Source organism: Arthrobacter sp. PvP103 (assembly GCF_017833075.1).
Lineage (GTDB): Bacteria > Actinomycetota > Actinomycetes > Actinomycetales > Micrococcaceae > Arthrobacter.
Window position 1 is genome coordinate 1,647,655 of sequence record NZ_JAFIBQ010000001.1, and the last position, 13,761, is coordinate 1,661,415.

The 13,761-nt window shown below is 67.0% G+C and carries 14 protein-coding genes; 5 read left to right on the forward strand and 9 right to left on the reverse strand.

The genetic code is table 11. The features are described from left to right. Positions 1-6 precede the first annotated feature (6 nt). The 3 genes from JOE41_RS07585 to JOE41_RS07595 all read right to left on the reverse strand — a co-directional run bounded on the left by JOE41_RS07585 (position 7) and on the right by JOE41_RS07595 (position 3,710). Positions 7-1,170, reverse strand: a complete 1,164-nt coding sequence (locus JOE41_RS07585; protein ID WP_209751798.1) for a Gfo/Idh/MocA family protein — start codon at positions 1,168-1,170, stop codon at positions 7-9. A gap of 83 nt (positions 1,171-1,253) precedes the next feature. Continuing rightward, entirely contained in the window at positions 1,254-2,660 is a 1,407-nt protein-coding gene (locus tag JOE41_RS07590) for an MFS transporter (protein ID WP_209751800.1), read from the reverse strand. 219 nt (positions 2,661-2,879) lie between these two features. Then, positions 2,880-3,710 (reverse strand): IclR family transcriptional regulator, encoded by an 831-nt coding sequence (locus tag JOE41_RS07595; RefSeq protein WP_209751801.1) that lies wholly within the window; start codon positions 3,708-3,710, stop codon positions 2,880-2,882. Between the two features lie 489 nt (positions 3,711-4,199). Here JOE41_RS07595 and JOE41_RS07600 point away from each other — a divergent pair, with 489 nt between their 5' ends. Together JOE41_RS07600 and JOE41_RS07605 are read left to right on the forward strand one after the other, a co-directional pair. Next, complete coding sequence (locus JOE41_RS07600) at positions 4,200-4,430, forward strand: hypothetical protein (RefSeq protein WP_052309724.1); 231 nt, start codon at positions 4,200-4,202, stop codon at positions 4,428-4,430. A gap of 110 nt (positions 4,431-4,540) precedes the next feature. Next, positions 4,541-4,780 (forward strand): hypothetical protein, encoded by a 240-nt coding sequence (locus JOE41_RS07605; protein WP_011693312.1) that lies wholly within the window; start codon positions 4,541-4,543, stop codon positions 4,778-4,780. Positions 4,781-4,870: 90 nt separating this feature from the next. On the opposite strand, the gene JOE41_RS07610 is transcribed toward JOE41_RS07605, so the two are convergent. Next, positions 4,871-5,437, reverse strand: a complete 567-nt coding sequence (locus JOE41_RS07610; protein ID WP_011693313.1) for a type 1 glutamine amidotransferase domain-containing protein — start codon at positions 5,435-5,437, stop codon at positions 4,871-4,873. Positions 5,438-5,663: 226 nt separating this feature from the next. Here JOE41_RS07610 and JOE41_RS07615 point away from each other — a divergent pair, with 226 nt between their 5' ends. Continuing rightward, positions 5,664-6,158 carry a hypothetical protein gene (locus tag JOE41_RS07615; protein ID WP_011693314.1) on the forward strand — a complete coding sequence of 165 codons (495 nt, stop codon included), beginning with the start codon at positions 5,664-5,666 and terminating at the stop codon, positions 6,156-6,158. Between the two features lie 74 nt (positions 6,159-6,232). Here the strand turns inward: JOE41_RS07615 and JOE41_RS07620 are convergent, their stop codons facing one another. From JOE41_RS07620 to JOE41_RS07630, 3 genes are all read right to left on the reverse strand, one after another. Then, positions 6,233-6,889, reverse strand: a complete 657-nt coding sequence (locus tag JOE41_RS07620; RefSeq protein ID WP_011693315.1) for a response regulator transcription factor — start codon at positions 6,887-6,889, stop codon at positions 6,233-6,235. Further along, positions 6,886-8,727: a histidine kinase gene (locus JOE41_RS07625; protein WP_307800675.1), complete on the reverse strand. Its 1,842-nt coding sequence runs from the start codon at positions 8,725-8,727 to the stop codon at positions 6,886-6,888. Before JOE41_RS07625 ends, JOE41_RS07620 begins: the two co-directional genes overlap by 4 nt. A 104-nt stretch (positions 8,728-8,831) precedes the next feature. Then, positions 8,832-9,665, reverse strand: a complete 834-nt coding sequence (locus JOE41_RS07630) for a response regulator transcription factor (RefSeq protein WP_209751803.1) — start codon at positions 9,663-9,665, stop codon at positions 8,832-8,834. 315 nt (positions 9,666-9,980) lie between these two features. On the opposite strand from JOE41_RS07630, the gene JOE41_RS07635 reads away from it, so the two are divergent. Together JOE41_RS07635 and JOE41_RS07640 are read left to right on the forward strand one after the other, a co-directional pair. Then, positions 9,981-10,454, forward strand: a complete 474-nt coding sequence (locus JOE41_RS07635; RefSeq protein WP_011693319.1) for a sensor histidine kinase — start codon at positions 9,981-9,983, stop codon at positions 10,452-10,454. Between the two features lie 91 nt (positions 10,455-10,545). Next, a complete protein-coding gene (locus JOE41_RS07640) occupies positions 10,546-11,904 on the forward strand; it encodes an LssY C-terminal domain-containing protein (protein ID WP_209751804.1) in 1,359 nt (452 codons plus the stop codon). A gap of 40 nt (positions 11,905-11,944) precedes the next feature. Here the strand turns inward: JOE41_RS07640 and JOE41_RS07645 are convergent, their stop codons facing one another. After that, on the reverse strand, positions 11,945-12,877 hold the full coding sequence (locus JOE41_RS07645) for a threonine/serine dehydratase (protein WP_011693321.1): 933 nt from the start codon (positions 12,875-12,877) through the stop codon (positions 11,945-11,947). A 1-nt stretch (position 12,878) separates the two neighbouring features. Next, positions 12,879-13,676, reverse strand: coding sequence for an IclR family transcriptional regulator C-terminal domain-containing protein (locus JOE41_RS07650; RefSeq protein WP_011693322.1), 798 nt, complete (start codon positions 13,674-13,676; stop codon positions 12,879-12,881). Between the last annotated feature and the right edge of the window lie 85 nt (positions 13,677-13,761).

A 13,761-nucleotide genomic window follows, 5' to 3' on the forward strand; every position in this document is an offset into this window, starting at 1 on the left:
CCTTCCCTAGCGTGCGGCCGCAGTGCGGCTGGTGAGTTGAACTGCCGGCGCCTCCGGCGCGGAGTGCCGGCCGGTGATGTCCGGTGGCTCCACGGCGGCGAAGCGGACCGGGACGCCGGTCCGGGAGGATTCGTAGACGGCCAGCAGGATGCGCAGCGCCTTGGTGGCGTCCTCGCCCGTGATGGCCGGTTCGGTGCCGTTTTCCAGCGCGGCCACGAAGTCGCGGACCTGGCTGGTGTGGTGCGGAATGAGCTGGCCGTTGATGGAGGCCAGGTCCACGTTGGGGCGGACGCCGGCCGGGTGGACGGCTTCCGTGCTGATGGTCTCGCCGACGGCCCACAGGTCCAACCGGCCGTCCCTGCCCTCGGGGAACTCGGTGAGGGAAGCCGACGCGCCGCTCTCGCCGGTGATCCGGATCTGCACGCCCAGGCTGGGCGAGACCGCCGTCGAGGCTTCCAGCGTTGCCATGGCCCCCGAGGTGAACGTCAGGACGGCCGTGGCGGAGTCCTCCACCTCGATGTGGGCGCCGTGCTTGTAGCTGTTGATCCTGCCGTAGACCTCGGCGATGTCCCCCATGAACCACTGCAGCAGGTCGATGTAGTGGATGGCCTGCGTCATCAGCACGCCGCCGCCGTCGTTGGCCCAGGTTCCCCGCCAGGCGTCCTTGGAGTAGTACTCGGGTTCGCGGTGCAGCATCACCGAGCACTGGCCCATCACCGGGCGGCCCAGCGTTCCGTCGTCGATCGCCTTACGGATCCGCTGGGCGCCAGGCCAGAAGCGGCGCTGGAAGAGCACGCCCAGCTTCACGCCGGCGTCGGCGCAGGCAGCGGCCATCCGCTCGGCGGAGGGCAGGTCGGTGGAGATGGGCTTCTCGCAGAGCACGTGGACGCCGGCGGCGGCCGCCTGCAGCACCACTTCCTCGTGGGTGGGGTGCGGCGTGCAGACCGAGATGATGTCCACGCCGAGGTCCAGCAGTTCGCCCACCGTGCTCACGGCGTTCGGCACATCCCAGGACTCGGCAGTGGCACGGGCCCGGTCCAGGTCGATGTCGCAGACCCCGACGATCCGGACGTTGGCCAGGGAGCCGAAGGCCTCAAGGTGGTTGCGGGAAATGGCGCCGCAGCCGACGATGCCGACGCGGAAGGTGCGGGCGGATACTGATGGAGTCACGGGAGGATCAACTTTCTGGTGCGTGGATGCGGGCCGCCAGCCGGGCGGCCAAGCGGGCGGGGCGCTGGGCACAAACTGGTGCGCTAGGCGAAAACGCGGCGCTTCCGGGGCAGGCCGAGCTCTTCGAGCGGGGTCCTGTGGGTTTCCTTCGCCGTCGCAATGGCGATCGCGGAGACCGCCAGGCAGACCACCGTGAAGCTGGCCACCGGGATCCAGCCGCCGGGGCCGGGCTGTGCGAGGACCGTGGCGATGACGGGGGCGAACCCGGTGAGGATCAGTCCCACCTGGCTGCCGATGGCCATGCCCGAGTAGCGGACCGCTGCGGGGAACATCTCGGGGAAGAAGACCGTCCAGACGCCGTTCCAGCAGGAGTAGAACACGCTCATGTTCAGGAAGCCGAAAACGAAGATCAGGGGGACGTTGTGCTCGCTGATGGCCCAGAAGTAGCCGAACGAGGTGACAGCGCAGCCAAGGGCGCCCACCAGGAGCACCTTCTTGCGGCCGAACTTGTCCGAGATGATGCCGGCCAGCGGGATGGTGAACATGGACAGGCCAATGGTGACGGCGTTGACGGTGAGCATCAACGTCCGGTCCAGCCCGATGGAGCTTCCCGTGGCGTAGGCCAGGGCGTAGACAGTGAAAGTGGTCTGCATGACGGAGAACAGCATGACGAGGGCTACCCGCAGGACGTCGCGCCACTGGGTTTTCAGTACTTCGGCCGCGGGCATGCCCTTGGGCTTGGCCGGATCCACGGCTTCTTCGAAGACCGGCGGTTCCTCCAGCCGGGTGCGGATCCAGTAGGCGACGCCGAGGACCACAACGGAGAGCCAGAACGGGATGCGCCAGCCCCAACTGAGCAGCTGGTCTTCGGGGAGGGCCGCCAGCGGGATGAAGACCACGGTAGAGAGCACCATGCCGGAGGCGTAGCCGGTCATGACGAAGCTGGTGAAGAAGCCGCGGCGGCCTTCCGGGGAGTGTTCCATGGTGAGGGTGGATGCGCCGGCGGCTTCGGCACCCGCCGAGAAGCCCTGGGCCAGGCGGCCAACCAGGAGCAGGGCCGTGGCCCAGTAGCCTATTTGGCCGTAGGTGGGCAGGAAGCCGATGCCGATGGACGCGACGCCCATGATCACCAGCGTGATCATGAGGGCCTGCTTGCGGCCCACCTTGTCACCGAAGTGGCTCATCACGATGCCGCCGAGCGGCCGGGCCAGGTAACCGACGCCGAAGGTGGCCATCGCTCCAAGCAGTGCCACCACGGGGTCGCCGCCGGGGAAGAAGATCTTGGGGAAGACCAGCGCTGCCGCGGTGCCGTAGATGAAGAAATCGTAGTACTCCAGGGTGGAACCCAGGAACGAGGCCAGCGCCGCTTTCCTGGGCATCTTGGCCGGACGGATTTCGGCCTGGTTTTGGATGTCCGGTTCCAGGACGTCGCCGCGCAGGACGGCAGTCTCCCGGACGTCAAGTGCCGGGGGTTCTTGGACAAGTCCCATTAGTGTCTCCTCATCGAGTTCACGGGCTAAGTGTGGTGGGAGCCGGCGCCACAATGCGGCGGCACGGTCCGTAAGAGTTCTCGCGGCCGGCGTCCTGTTCAGGGCCGGACTTCCGGGTGCCCGTTGGCGGTGGCTTGCGTGGCTCCCTGACTCAAAACTGTATGAGCGGCATCACGACAGACAGCGGTCAATCCCATTCAACGGGACGGTGGCGGATGCTTAGATGTTCGCGTCCCGGGCGTCCGCGGACTGGCGGCCCGTCTCGAGCCAGGGCCGGGTGCCGTACGGCCGGCGCTCCGCACCCATCGTTCGGGAGAGGCCGCGGCCCGCGGCCACCAGGACCGGGAGGATCACCTGGGGCTTCTCGTCAGCGGTGGGGACGACGACGGCGATCGCACCGATCACGCTATTGCCCTCACCAAACACAGGCACGGAGTACGCGGTGTTTTCGGGGACCAGGACGCCGGCCAGCCGGACGTAGCCCCGCTCGCGGATCAGGGCCAGGTGCGCGCGGATCTTGACGGGATCCGTTTCCGTAGCGGGCGTGGTCTTCTGCAGCGGGCCCGCCAGGAAACGCTCCTGGACGTGGCGGGGCATGTGGGCCATCATGGCGAGGCCCGATGACGTGTTGTGGATGTCCAGCCGGCCGGCGACGTCGGCGAGGTTCAGCACTGTGCCGTGCCGGTCAAGCCGCTCAAGGTACAGGACACTGCAGGATTCCACGTCGGGGACGGACAGGGAAACGTTCTCGCGGACGGCCGCGTGGACGCCTTCCAGGAAGGGAAGCCCGCGGCGCCGGAACTCTTCGAGGGGGTTGCTGCGCGAGGCGAGCTCCCACATTTTTACGCCTACGCCGTAGTCCCCGTCAGCGCCGCGGTTGAGCAGCCCGCTGTCCACCAGGCCGCCTGCCAGGCGGTGGGCGGTGCTGCTGGACATCCCGGTGATGCGGACCAGCTCAGCGAGCGTCAGCCGCGGATTCCCCCGGGAGAAGGCGTCCAGGATTTTCACCACGCGCTGGATGACGGACTCCCCCGATGCGGAGTTCGCCATGGTCCCTCCCGGTTGCGCCAGCTGTTGTCCTGCCAATATATCCCCCTGCCGGCAGGACCGCGGACGCGTGGAAGTAGCCCAGGACCGAGCAAAGCCGCACGCGGATACGAACCCCCGGAGCGGGCCATCAAGGGAACACCGCCGGGAGGAACTACGTGGAGCTGCGGCTGATCGGGGAACGCCGCGGCAAGGGGCCGACGGACAAACGTGTGATGCAGGACACACGGGAAATTCCACCGAAATGATTGCCTTGCGGCCCGGCTGTCCGCCACACTAAGGGTGGATCCACAGGAACGACACAACGTTCCCGGTCCCTCCGCCGGAAGCTTCGCACCGGCCCCGCCCCATCACAGAATGCCGGGCCCCCTCGAATTATCTCCAGCCTCAACCGGCGCTACTTTTGTCCTCGGCAATTTTGTCCAAGGAACACCCCTCACCAAATCCGCCCTCAGAGGCCTACCGCCCCGTCATCGCGAAAGAGAGCACCCCATGATCAAGCACCACTCGGACATCCTGCTGGAAATCATTGCCCACGACCCCGCAACCATCGAAAACGACCTCAACAGTGCGGTGGACATCGCCCTCCGGCACGCCATGCAGGAGCGGCGCCACGGTGTGCTGGTCACCCAGACCGGCTTCTCCAGTTACACCGTGGCCGTCAGCCGCGACGTTCCCTACGGCGAAACCCGCGAACTGCGGCAATGGGCTTCCATGGCATAGGGCAGCAGCGGAGGCGCCTGTACTCGCTTCCCGCCCGCCTGTAGCGTGGGAAAGTCAGTGCACTTTCTACACGCTCGTGCAGTCAGACACCGCAAGACGAGGAGTAGTCAATGAGCACGGAACACAACGAGCCCCAAGACATCGTGAGCGACGGCGTCGAGGACGGAACAAGACCAGTGCCGAGGGAGGAGCCGGCGGACCGCAGCTCCGGCCGCCACGCAGCCTCCGGCCCCGCTGATGGCGGCCCGGCCGGCTCAGGAGGCACCAGGCCTCCGGGACCGGCCGAGGAACAGAACAGCGAAACCGCAGACGACCGGGGCCTCACCACGGAACCCAGCTCCAGCGACTGACCCTGGTGACAGAAGAAGAGAGGCCCGACGGCGGCAATTGCCGCCGTCGGGCCTCTCTTCTTTTGGGGTCACGCAGTTGCTGCGCGACGGTCAGGCAGTCTGGCCGGCGTGCTCGCCTTCCTCGATCTCCTCGAGCAGTTTGTCGTTGAAGGCGTTGAGGTCGCCGGGGTGCCTGCTGGTCACAAACCCCTGGTCCACCACCACTTCCGCGTCACTCCAGTCCGCACCGGCGTTCTTCAGGTCGGTCTGGAGCGTGTGGTACGAGGTCAGCTTGCGCCCGCGGACCACTCCGGCGTCGATCAGCAGCCACGGGCCGTGGCAGATGGAGGCCACGGGCTTGTGCTGCTCAAAGAAGCTGCGGGCAAAGGCCTGGGCGTCCTTGTCCACGCGAAGGTGGTCGGCGTTGACCACACCGCCGGGGATGACCAGGGCGTGAAAATCGGAGGCATTGGCCTCCGCCACCGTGATGTCGACGTCGAAGGTCTCGCCTTTTTCGGTGCCGTCGTAACCCTGCAGCTTTCCCGCCTTGGGCGCGACGAGCGTGGGCTCGCCGCCGGCTTCCTTCACGGCATTCCAAGGGCTGGTGAGCTCCACCTGTTCCACGCCGTCGGTCAGCAGGAACGCAACCTTCTTGCCTGCAATATTGTGCGCTGACATATGTCCTCCTCTTGCCGGATTCCTTACGGGTTTAACACTAGGAACCCCGGAAATAATAAGCAAGCTGATAATCCTGCTGCGCCGGACAAACAGTGCCGGCCAAACAGTGCCGGACAAACAGTGCTAGCACGGAAGTCAGCGACAGCACCCCCGCCGCACCATGGAAACACGGCATCAGGAAAGGATTCCTGGCCGAAACCACAATCACCGCAACAGGAGCAAACAAATGTCCATGACCGCCGGAACAACGAAGTCCCGTCCCTCCCGCGCCAAGATCGCACTCGTTTCAGCAATGACGCTGGGACTTGCTGCGGGCGGCGTCGCCCTGGCCGCGCCTGCCCAGGCCGCCACCACCAACTACGCCTGCACCGTCACCCCGCTGAAGCCCGTCTTTGCCGGTTTCAACTCCTCGGGCACCAAGCTGGTGGATTACCAGATCCAGGTGCGCTGCTACAACAACCGTTCCGTCTACATCGAGCAGCAGCGTTGGGAAAGTGACGACTGGCCCAACGGCGACGACCACCTCGGCAACTCCAGCTTCAGCCGCAGCCTCGGCTACTACAGCGGCACTGTCACCATCCACAACGTCCGGACCCTGACCAATACGGAGATCGGCAATGAGGAGGTGTACCAGAAGGTCCGCCACCAGGAAGGAGCCGGCGGGGTCTGGTCGCCGTTCACGGGCTGGAAGAGCAGCGGCACCACGTCCATGTCCAACTAGCGCGATGTCCAACTAGCGGCATCCCTCTGACCGGAACCCGGCGGCCGTCCCCACAAGGGCGGCCGCCGGGTTTGCTAGTGCTGGCGCAGGTAGGTGAGCACGGCGAGGACCCGGCGGTGGTCCTCGGGTTCAGGTCGCAGACCAAGCTTCAGGAAGATGCTCCGGATGTGCGCCTCCACCGTCCGCTCCCCCAGGAACAGGGTCTTCCCGATCGCCTGGTTGGTGCGCCCCTGGGCCATCAGTTCCAGGACGTCCCGTTCCCGGCTGCTGAGCTCATCTTCCCGCTGGTGGCCGTTATGCGGCCGCGCCACCATCCGTGCCACCAGTTCAGGGTCGACGGCGGTCCCGCCGGCTGCCACCCGGTGCAGCGCGTCGATGAACTCGTCGATGTCCGAGACCCGCTCCTTCAGGAGGTAGCCCAGGCCTTTCGCTCCGTTCCCCAGGAGCTGCATGGCGTTTTCCGTCTCCACATACTGGGACAGCAGGAGGACGCCCGTTCCGGGTTGGTCTTGCCTGATCGCCGTCGCGGCCTGGATCCCTTCGGTAGTGAAGGTGGGCGGCATGCGGATGTCGACGACGGCAACATCGGGCTGAAGGGCGGCAACACACGCCAGCAGTTCCTGGCCATCCGCAGCCTCGCAGACCACCTCCAGCCCTTCGGAGGCGAGCAGCGCGGCCAGGCCCCGGCGCAGCAGCGCCGAATCGTCCGCGATGGCGACGCGCAATGTCATGGCATGTCCTCCGTGGGGTCGGCCGCGAACGGCAGGGTTGCCGCCACGGTTGTTCCGCCGCCTTCCGGACTGGTGACCGTCAGGGAGCCGCCCAGGGCTGCCGCCCGGTCGGCCAGCCCCAGCAGCCCGCCGTCGGCCCCGGGGCTTGCCCCGCCGATCCCGTTGTCCGTGACGTGGAGCCTGAGTCCGGCGTCCGCGCCCGTGACGCTGATCTGCAGGTTCGAGGCACGGGCGTGTTTGGCCGCATTGGTCACGGCCTCGGCGCAAATGAAATACGCCGCGAGTTCCACCTGCGGCGGCGGCCTCTGCGGCAGGTCAACGTCCAGTTCGATGGGGAGCGCCGAGCGCTCGGCGAGCGCCGTCAGGGAGCCTGCCAGCCCCCTTTCCCGCAACGACGGCGGGTAAACGCCCCGGGCCAGCTCACGAAGTTCCGCCAGTGCGACGGCGAGCTCGTCGCTGGCCTGGTCCACCAGCTCCTTCATCTCCGCCGGGGTCGCGGCCCGCCGCGCCCTTGCCAGGTCCATGGACACCGCAACGAGCCGCTGCTGGGCGCCGTCGTGAAGGTCCCGCTCGAGCTCACGACGCCGGGCGTCCCCGGCCGTGACAATCCGTTCCCGGGAGCGCCGGACCTCGATCAGCTGGTCCCGCAGCTGCTGTTCCATGTTCTGGTTGTCCAGGGCCAGGGACGTGGCGCTCCGCACGGCGGCCATTAGCTGGGGCTGGTCCCGGAGGGCCTCGTCGAAAACCAGCGCCCCCACAGGAGTGCCGTTGCGCTCCAGCACCATGGCCGCCCGCCCGGATCCGTCCTCCGGGACCGCGCGGGGCACGCCGTCGTCGTCCACGAAGCCGGACAGCGCGGGCGACCACCGCCACAGACTGAGTGTGGGGTCCCGGACCGACCTGCGCAGGGCCCGGATGAGCCGGTCGCTGACCGGCGCCATCCCGATCTCCACCATCAGCTCGCTCAGGGCACCGCGGGCGAACCTGTAGCGCCACAGCCCCAGCAAGACGGCGAGCGGGACGATCGCCGTCGCCGGGTACTGCCAGAACAGAGCCTCGTTGGAGAGTGATCCGGTCAGCTGCACCACGGCGAGTGAGACCCAGACGGTGGACGCGGTCTTGATGATCACCGCCAGCCACAGCGGCAGGAATGCTGCCCGGTACGCGGGCGAGCCGGACCGCCAGCGGGAGACCAGCACGGCCACAATGGCCATGCCGATGCCCACCTGGACAATGCGGGCAGCGTCCCCGATGGCGCTGGTCAGCTGCGGGCTGTCCCACAGCAGAAGCAGGTTGCGGGAGGTGGACTCCCCCGCCGCGATGTGCAGCCGCGGGTCGAAAAAGGCCCAGCTCGCCACTGCGATGACTGCCCAGGCAGCAAAGAAGAAAACGACGGCAGCCCGTTCCGTCCGCGAGCGCAGGACTCCCGAGGGGAAGCTCAGGGCCAGCTGCAGCAGCGGCGGCTGGTACATGAGCGTCAGCGCCACACCGGCTGTGAACAGCACCGGATCACTGGACCGCCGCACTCCGGCGGCCAGCCACAGCAGTCCGGCGAGCACCAGCAGAAGGCCGGGATTCCGGTTGGGCCGGGTCTGCCACGCCGTCATGCCGGCCAGGACAAAGGCCAGTCCCACTGCCACGAACAGGGAGAGTTCAAACACGGAGAAAGGTGCCCTGTCCGGGTTCTCGCCCCAGCGGATGACTCCTTGGGCATTCAGGACGCCCAAGGTCCGGGCGGGATCCTGCAATGCAGCCGGGGACCAGTCGATCGAAATCAGCACCAGGGCCAGGACGCCCACGGTGGCAGCCACTACGAGAACCAGTTGCTTGGGAGTCACGGTGCTTCCCTCCGCCAAGCTTAAGAATCCCATGCCACGGGGCCCCCGGCCATAGTTCGGTGCCTAGTTCGGGGCCATGGCTCGGGACTGCAGCCGGGGGCAGGTCAGCCGGCAGCCAGTTGCGGCGCGAGCCGGTAGCCGATTCCCCTGACGGTCTCAACCCATCGCGGCGCGCGCGAATCGTCCCCCAGCCTTTTCCGCAGGTTCCCCATGTGGACTTCGACGGCGCGCTCTTCGGCGGTGCTGACATAGGAACCGGTGTCGTAGGGTTCGTTCCTCAGGCGGCGGACCAGGTCGGCCTTGGTCTGCACCAGGCGTCCGTTTTCCAGGAGGACCAGGAGGAGATCGAACTGCGTCCGGGTCAACTCAACCCTCGTTCCCTCAAACTCGGCGGTCCTGGTTCCCTCGCTCAGCGTGAGCCCGTTGTGCTCGAACTCCGCGAGATCTGAACCGGAACGGTCTCGCTCACGGGGTCCGACCTGCACCATGCCGGCCGGACGCGTTGGCACGGCCGGCCCGGCAGGGGCTCCGCGCAGGTCACCGGCAGGCACGGCCGCCTCGACGGCCTGCCTGGGCCGGCGGAGCATCGCGGCGATCCTCGCGCGGAGCTCGCGGGGGCGGAAGGGCTTGGTCAGAAAATCGTCCGCCCCTGCTTCGAATCCCATGATGGCGTCGGCTTCGTCCACCCGGCCGGTCACGATGACGAGGTAGGCGTCGCTGAACGTGCGGATGCGGCGGGAGGCCTCAAGGCCGTCAAAGTCCGGAAGCCCCAGGTCCATGGTGACCACCACGGGGTTGTACCGGCGGACCGCCTCTACCCCTTCGAGCCCGGAAGACGTCGCGTAAACGGAGAACCCTGATTGCAGCAGCACTTCCCTGAGGGAATGCCTAACGTCGTCGTCGTCCTCTACAACAACGGCAATACCGCGTTCTTCCATCTATGCCCCCATAGTCTCCGGTCACACCCTTAAACATTCGTCTGCGAAAACACCTTGGATGGGTATTTCCATTATCTGGATTTAAGGGGGTTCGTTGATGAGCCTACACACGGAGCGAGATGCGGCATCGCCGGGTCATCAAATCTTGTGCATCTCTTGAGACGACCACGGGAATCCTCCTGAACTTGAGCAAAAATTGCGTCAAAGTCGCGTCATTCGTGATTCCGCCGGTCCACCCTTGAGTCATACATCCAGGCGGGAACCCAGCACCCGTGAGAAGGAAGCATCACAGGCTGCAAGGAAGCAGGACTGGCCATGAAAAAGGCTCCAGCTGTCAATGAAGTCGCCGCGATCCACGGCGTCATTACCGATCAGGCACCGGTGGATTTTCATGCCCTCGGGCTCGCTGGCTGCATAGACCGGCTCGCCGCCCCGCTCCGGGAGCAGGGGACCACGGTCCGGTGGGAGACGCCGCACCACGGTATCGAGATCCCGGCCGGCAGTGCCGGGCTGCTTTACCACGCCGCGCAGGAGGCGCTGAGCAACGCTTTCAAATTCGCCGCCGCCACCGAACTCACGGTCCGGCTCGCTGCGGTGCACCACGGCATCCGGCTGACCGTGGCTGACAACGGCACCGGTTTCGACCGCGCTGACCGCTGCGGCAGCCGGCCGCAGGGGTTCGGACTGCTCCTGATGTCCATCGCGGTCCACGAAGCCGGCGGCACCGCGACCGTCGACACCGCGCCCGGCCAGGGCACACGCATCACGGTCACCCTTCCACTGGACTGACCGCCACGCTTCACGGGGGGAAACACCATGCACCTCAGTCCGGGCCGCTGTGCCCACAGGACCAGCCACCTGCTCCAGTATTATTCTGCCCATGACCAGGCCTGCGGTGAAGGTGCCTGTCGCGGGCGTTTCCCGCACAGCGCTCGATACCGCATGGGACCGGATCTTCTTCCTGGTCGGTGGTGTCGCCGCCGTCTGGTTGACCTATCTTCTCCTTGAGCTGAGCTTCCAGTGGGGCTGGGGCCAGCTTTGGTTCATGTTCATCTTTTGGGCCATGCTCGCCTACCTCGTGCTGCCCAGGCTCCACTCGATCCTGACCCGCCTCTATGTGCCCGATTACTTCATCGGGCGCGCCCGCACCAGCGACGGCCTCCTCGGCGATCCGGTGAACGTTGCCCTGCTTGGCTCCGAAGCCCAGCTCCACCACGTGATGCGCCGGGCGGGCTGGACCATCGCGGACGACGTGACCCTCGCCAGCAGCTGGAGGATCGTCACCTCCACCGTGCTGCGCCGCAGCTACCTTGAGGCTCCGGTCAGCCCGCTCTTCCTGTTCGGCCGGCAGCAGGACTTCGCCTACCAGCAGGAGGTGGACGGAAACCCCGGCAAGCGCCACCACGTCCGTTTCTGGCGATGCCCGCCCGGCTGGCTGCTCCCCGGCGGCGTGGCCGCGGACTGGTTGGCTGCCGGTACCTATGACCGCAGCGTCGGCTTCTCGCTGTTCACCCTCCAGATCACGCACAAGATCGACGAACACACGGACGACGAGCGGGACCATATCGTCGCGTCCATTTCCGACGCCGACCCGGCAGCCGTCGTCCGGGTCATCCGGGACTTCTCCACCGGCTACCACAGCCGCAACGGCGGGGGTGATGAGATTGCCACCGACGGGGACCTCCCCATTGTTGACCTGCGCGCAACGCCGGTGCCCGGACTTGCCGCGCCGCGGCTCCCGAGCGACAGCCGGAACAGGCGGCCCGCCCCCACCATCATCGGGGCGGTCCTCGTCGCCGGCCGTGCAGTGGCCGCGGCAGCCCTGGCCCTGTCCATCATTCTTTTCCCGGCCGCGCACCTGGAGCCGCTCCTTCAACCTGGCAGCGGAACCGGGGCGGGCCTGACCACGGGCCAGGCGCTGCTGGCGCTTTACCTTGGCGTGGCCGTGGTGGTCCTTTTTGCCTTCGCTGAAATGCTTCTCGCCTGGTTCGTTTTCCTGGGCCGGAACTGGGCGCGAACGCTCACGATGGCGGTGAGTACGGCGGCGATCGGCTTGCAGGTCATTGACGTGGCCAACGGCGGCCCGGGGATCACCCTGCAGACCAACCTGCCAGGCCTCACCCTGGATATCCTGCTGATCCTGGCCCTGTCCAGCGAGCGGTCCCGCATCTACGCCCGGCGCGACCGCAAGGAGCCAAAACGGATCGCAGCACGCCCGGGCGGCCGCGCGGCGATCTAATCGACGGGCGAACTGACCGACGCGGCGAAGTGACCGGCGGTCAGAGCGTGGACGGGTCCGTGTTCGCTCCGCAGAGGATCACGGCTACGCGCTCGCTCTGCGTCGGGACGTAGGCCCCCGAGGCCAGGGCGGCAAAAGCGGCCGCCGCGCCATGCTCCACCACCATCCGGTAGTCGGCCCACAGCCGCGAGCGCGCGGCGACGATCTCGTCGTCGGACACCAGCACGCCCACCACGCCCGTCCGTACCGCGACATCGAAACCGATCTGTCCGATCCGGCGCGCCCCCAGCGAGTCGGCGGCGATCCCGGAGACGGCGACGTCCACCGGCGTACCCGCCTTCAGCGCGGCGTGCAGGGTGGGGGCCGTTGCCGGCTCCACCGCCACCACCTTGGCAAAGCCTTCGACGGCGGCCGCTATCCCGGCCATCAGGCCCCCGCCGCCCACTGCCACCAGCACGGTATCCACTCCGCCCAGTTGTTCCAGTAGTTCCGAGCCGACAGTGCCGGCACCGGCGGCAATCTCGGGCTGGTCGTAGGCGTGGCAGTACACGGCCCCGGTTTCGGCCGCGTACGCGATCGCGGCGTCGTAGGCGACGGCGTATTCGGCACCGCGCTGGACGACGGACGCCCCGGATTCCCGGAGTTTCTTCACCTTCATGGCCGGGGCGGTCTCGGGGACAAAGACCGTGGCAGGCACGCCTGCCTGTGCTGCGGCATAGGCGTTGGCGAGGCCGGCATTCCCTCCGGAGGCGACGACGATTCCGATGTCCTCTTTGAGCTCGCCCCTCTCGCGGCAGGCCAGCACGCGGTTGAACGCACCCCGGGCCTTGAACGTACCCGTGTGCTGCATGAACTCGCATTTGAGCCAGACAGTCCCGGGGAAGCTCTCCCGGTCCGCTTCGATCACCGGGGTGCGGCGGATCAGCCCGGCGATCCTGTCTGCGGCTTCATCGACGTCGTGGCGTGTGATCATGTTATCCCCGGGTTGCAGTAGTGAGTGGTGCGGCGGCCCGGCCGCCGTAGTCGTGGCCGATCTGCCGTGCGGCGTCCTGCAGCAGCGGAACCACCGTTTTTTCGATGGCTTCCGCCGGGGCCCGGTGGGTCTGGAGGGACACGTTGACCGCGGCGACCACCTCGTGGCCGCGCCAGACCGGAACGGCCACACCGCGGAGGCCCTCCTCCAGTTCCTGCGAGACCATGGACCATCCCTTCGTCCTGGCCTGGTCCACCTCGGCCTGGAGCTGCTCCAGGCTCCCTATTGAGCGTTCGGTAAACCGCTGCAGCTGGACGGACTCGAAGTACGTCTCCAGCTCGGCGGTGGACAGCGCACCCAGCAGGACCCGGCCCATCGAGGTTGCCCAGGCGGGGAACCGGGTGCCCACACTGATGGAGACACTCAGGAGCCGGGGCGACGGAACGCAGGCGACATAGACGACGTCGGTGCCGTCGAGAATGCACAAGGAGGTCGTTTCGTTGAGTTCCGCGGCCAGCGACTTGAGGTGCCGCTCGGCGATTCTCGGAAGTGCCAGGTTCGCCAGGAAGGACTGTCCGATGTCCAGCGAACGGGGCGTCAGTTCGAAGTACGGACCGTCGGCACGAAGGTATCCGAGGTCGGTCAGCGTCAGCAGGAACCTCCGGGCGGAGGCCCGGGTCATGTCCGATTTTGCGGCGACCTGGGACACAGTCAGGCGGGGCTCGTCGGGGGCGAAGGAGCGCAGCACGTCAAACGCTTTTTCCACAGACTTCACGAAGTAATCGGGTTGCTCCGCCATGGAATCGCTTGCCCTCCCTGAAGCTCAATGTCGGCCTCCGCGGACGCGGGTCCGCAGGCTTATTCCGATCATATCCGGATAAAGC

Coding starts and splice junctions, on each gene's coding strand:
- JOE41_RS07590 (WP_209751800.1), bottom strand. CDS start 2,660: ATGGGACTTGTCCAAGAACCCCCGGCACTTGACGTCCGGGAGACTGCC.
- JOE41_RS07595 (WP_209751801.1), bottom strand. CDS start 3,710: ATGGCGAACTCCGCATCGGGGGAGTCCGTCATCCAGCGCGTGGTGAAA.
- JOE41_RS07600 (WP_052309724.1), top strand. CDS start 4,200: ATGATCAAGCACCACTCGGACATCCTGCTGGAAATCATTGCCCACGAC.
- JOE41_RS07605 (WP_011693312.1), top strand. CDS start 4,541: ATGAGCACGGAACACAACGAGCCCCAAGACATCGTGAGCGACGGCGTC.
- JOE41_RS07610 (WP_011693313.1), bottom strand. CDS start 5,437: ATGTCAGCGCACAATATTGCAGGCAAGAAGGTTGCGTTCCTGCTGACC.
- JOE41_RS07615 (WP_011693314.1), top strand. CDS start 5,664: ATGTCCATGACCGCCGGAACAACGAAGTCCCGTCCCTCCCGCGCCAAG.
- JOE41_RS07620 (WP_011693315.1), bottom strand. CDS start 6,889: ATGACATTGCGCGTCGCCATCGCGGACGATTCGGCGCTGCTGCGCCGG.
- JOE41_RS07630 (WP_209751803.1), bottom strand. CDS start 9,665: ATGGAAGAACGCGGTATTGCCGTTGTTGTAGAGGACGACGACGACGTT.
- JOE41_RS07635 (WP_011693319.1), top strand. CDS start 9,981: ATGAAAAAGGCTCCAGCTGTCAATGAAGTCGCCGCGATCCACGGCGTC.
- JOE41_RS07640 (WP_209751804.1), top strand. CDS start 10,546: ATGACCAGGCCTGCGGTGAAGGTGCCTGTCGCGGGCGTTTCCCGCACA.
- JOE41_RS07645 (WP_011693321.1), bottom strand. CDS start 12,877: ATGATCACACGCCACGACGTCGATGAAGCCGCAGACAGGATCGCCGGG.
- JOE41_RS07650 (WP_011693322.1), bottom strand. CDS start 13,676: ATGGCGGAGCAACCCGATTACTTCGTGAAGTCTGTGGAAAAAGCGTTT.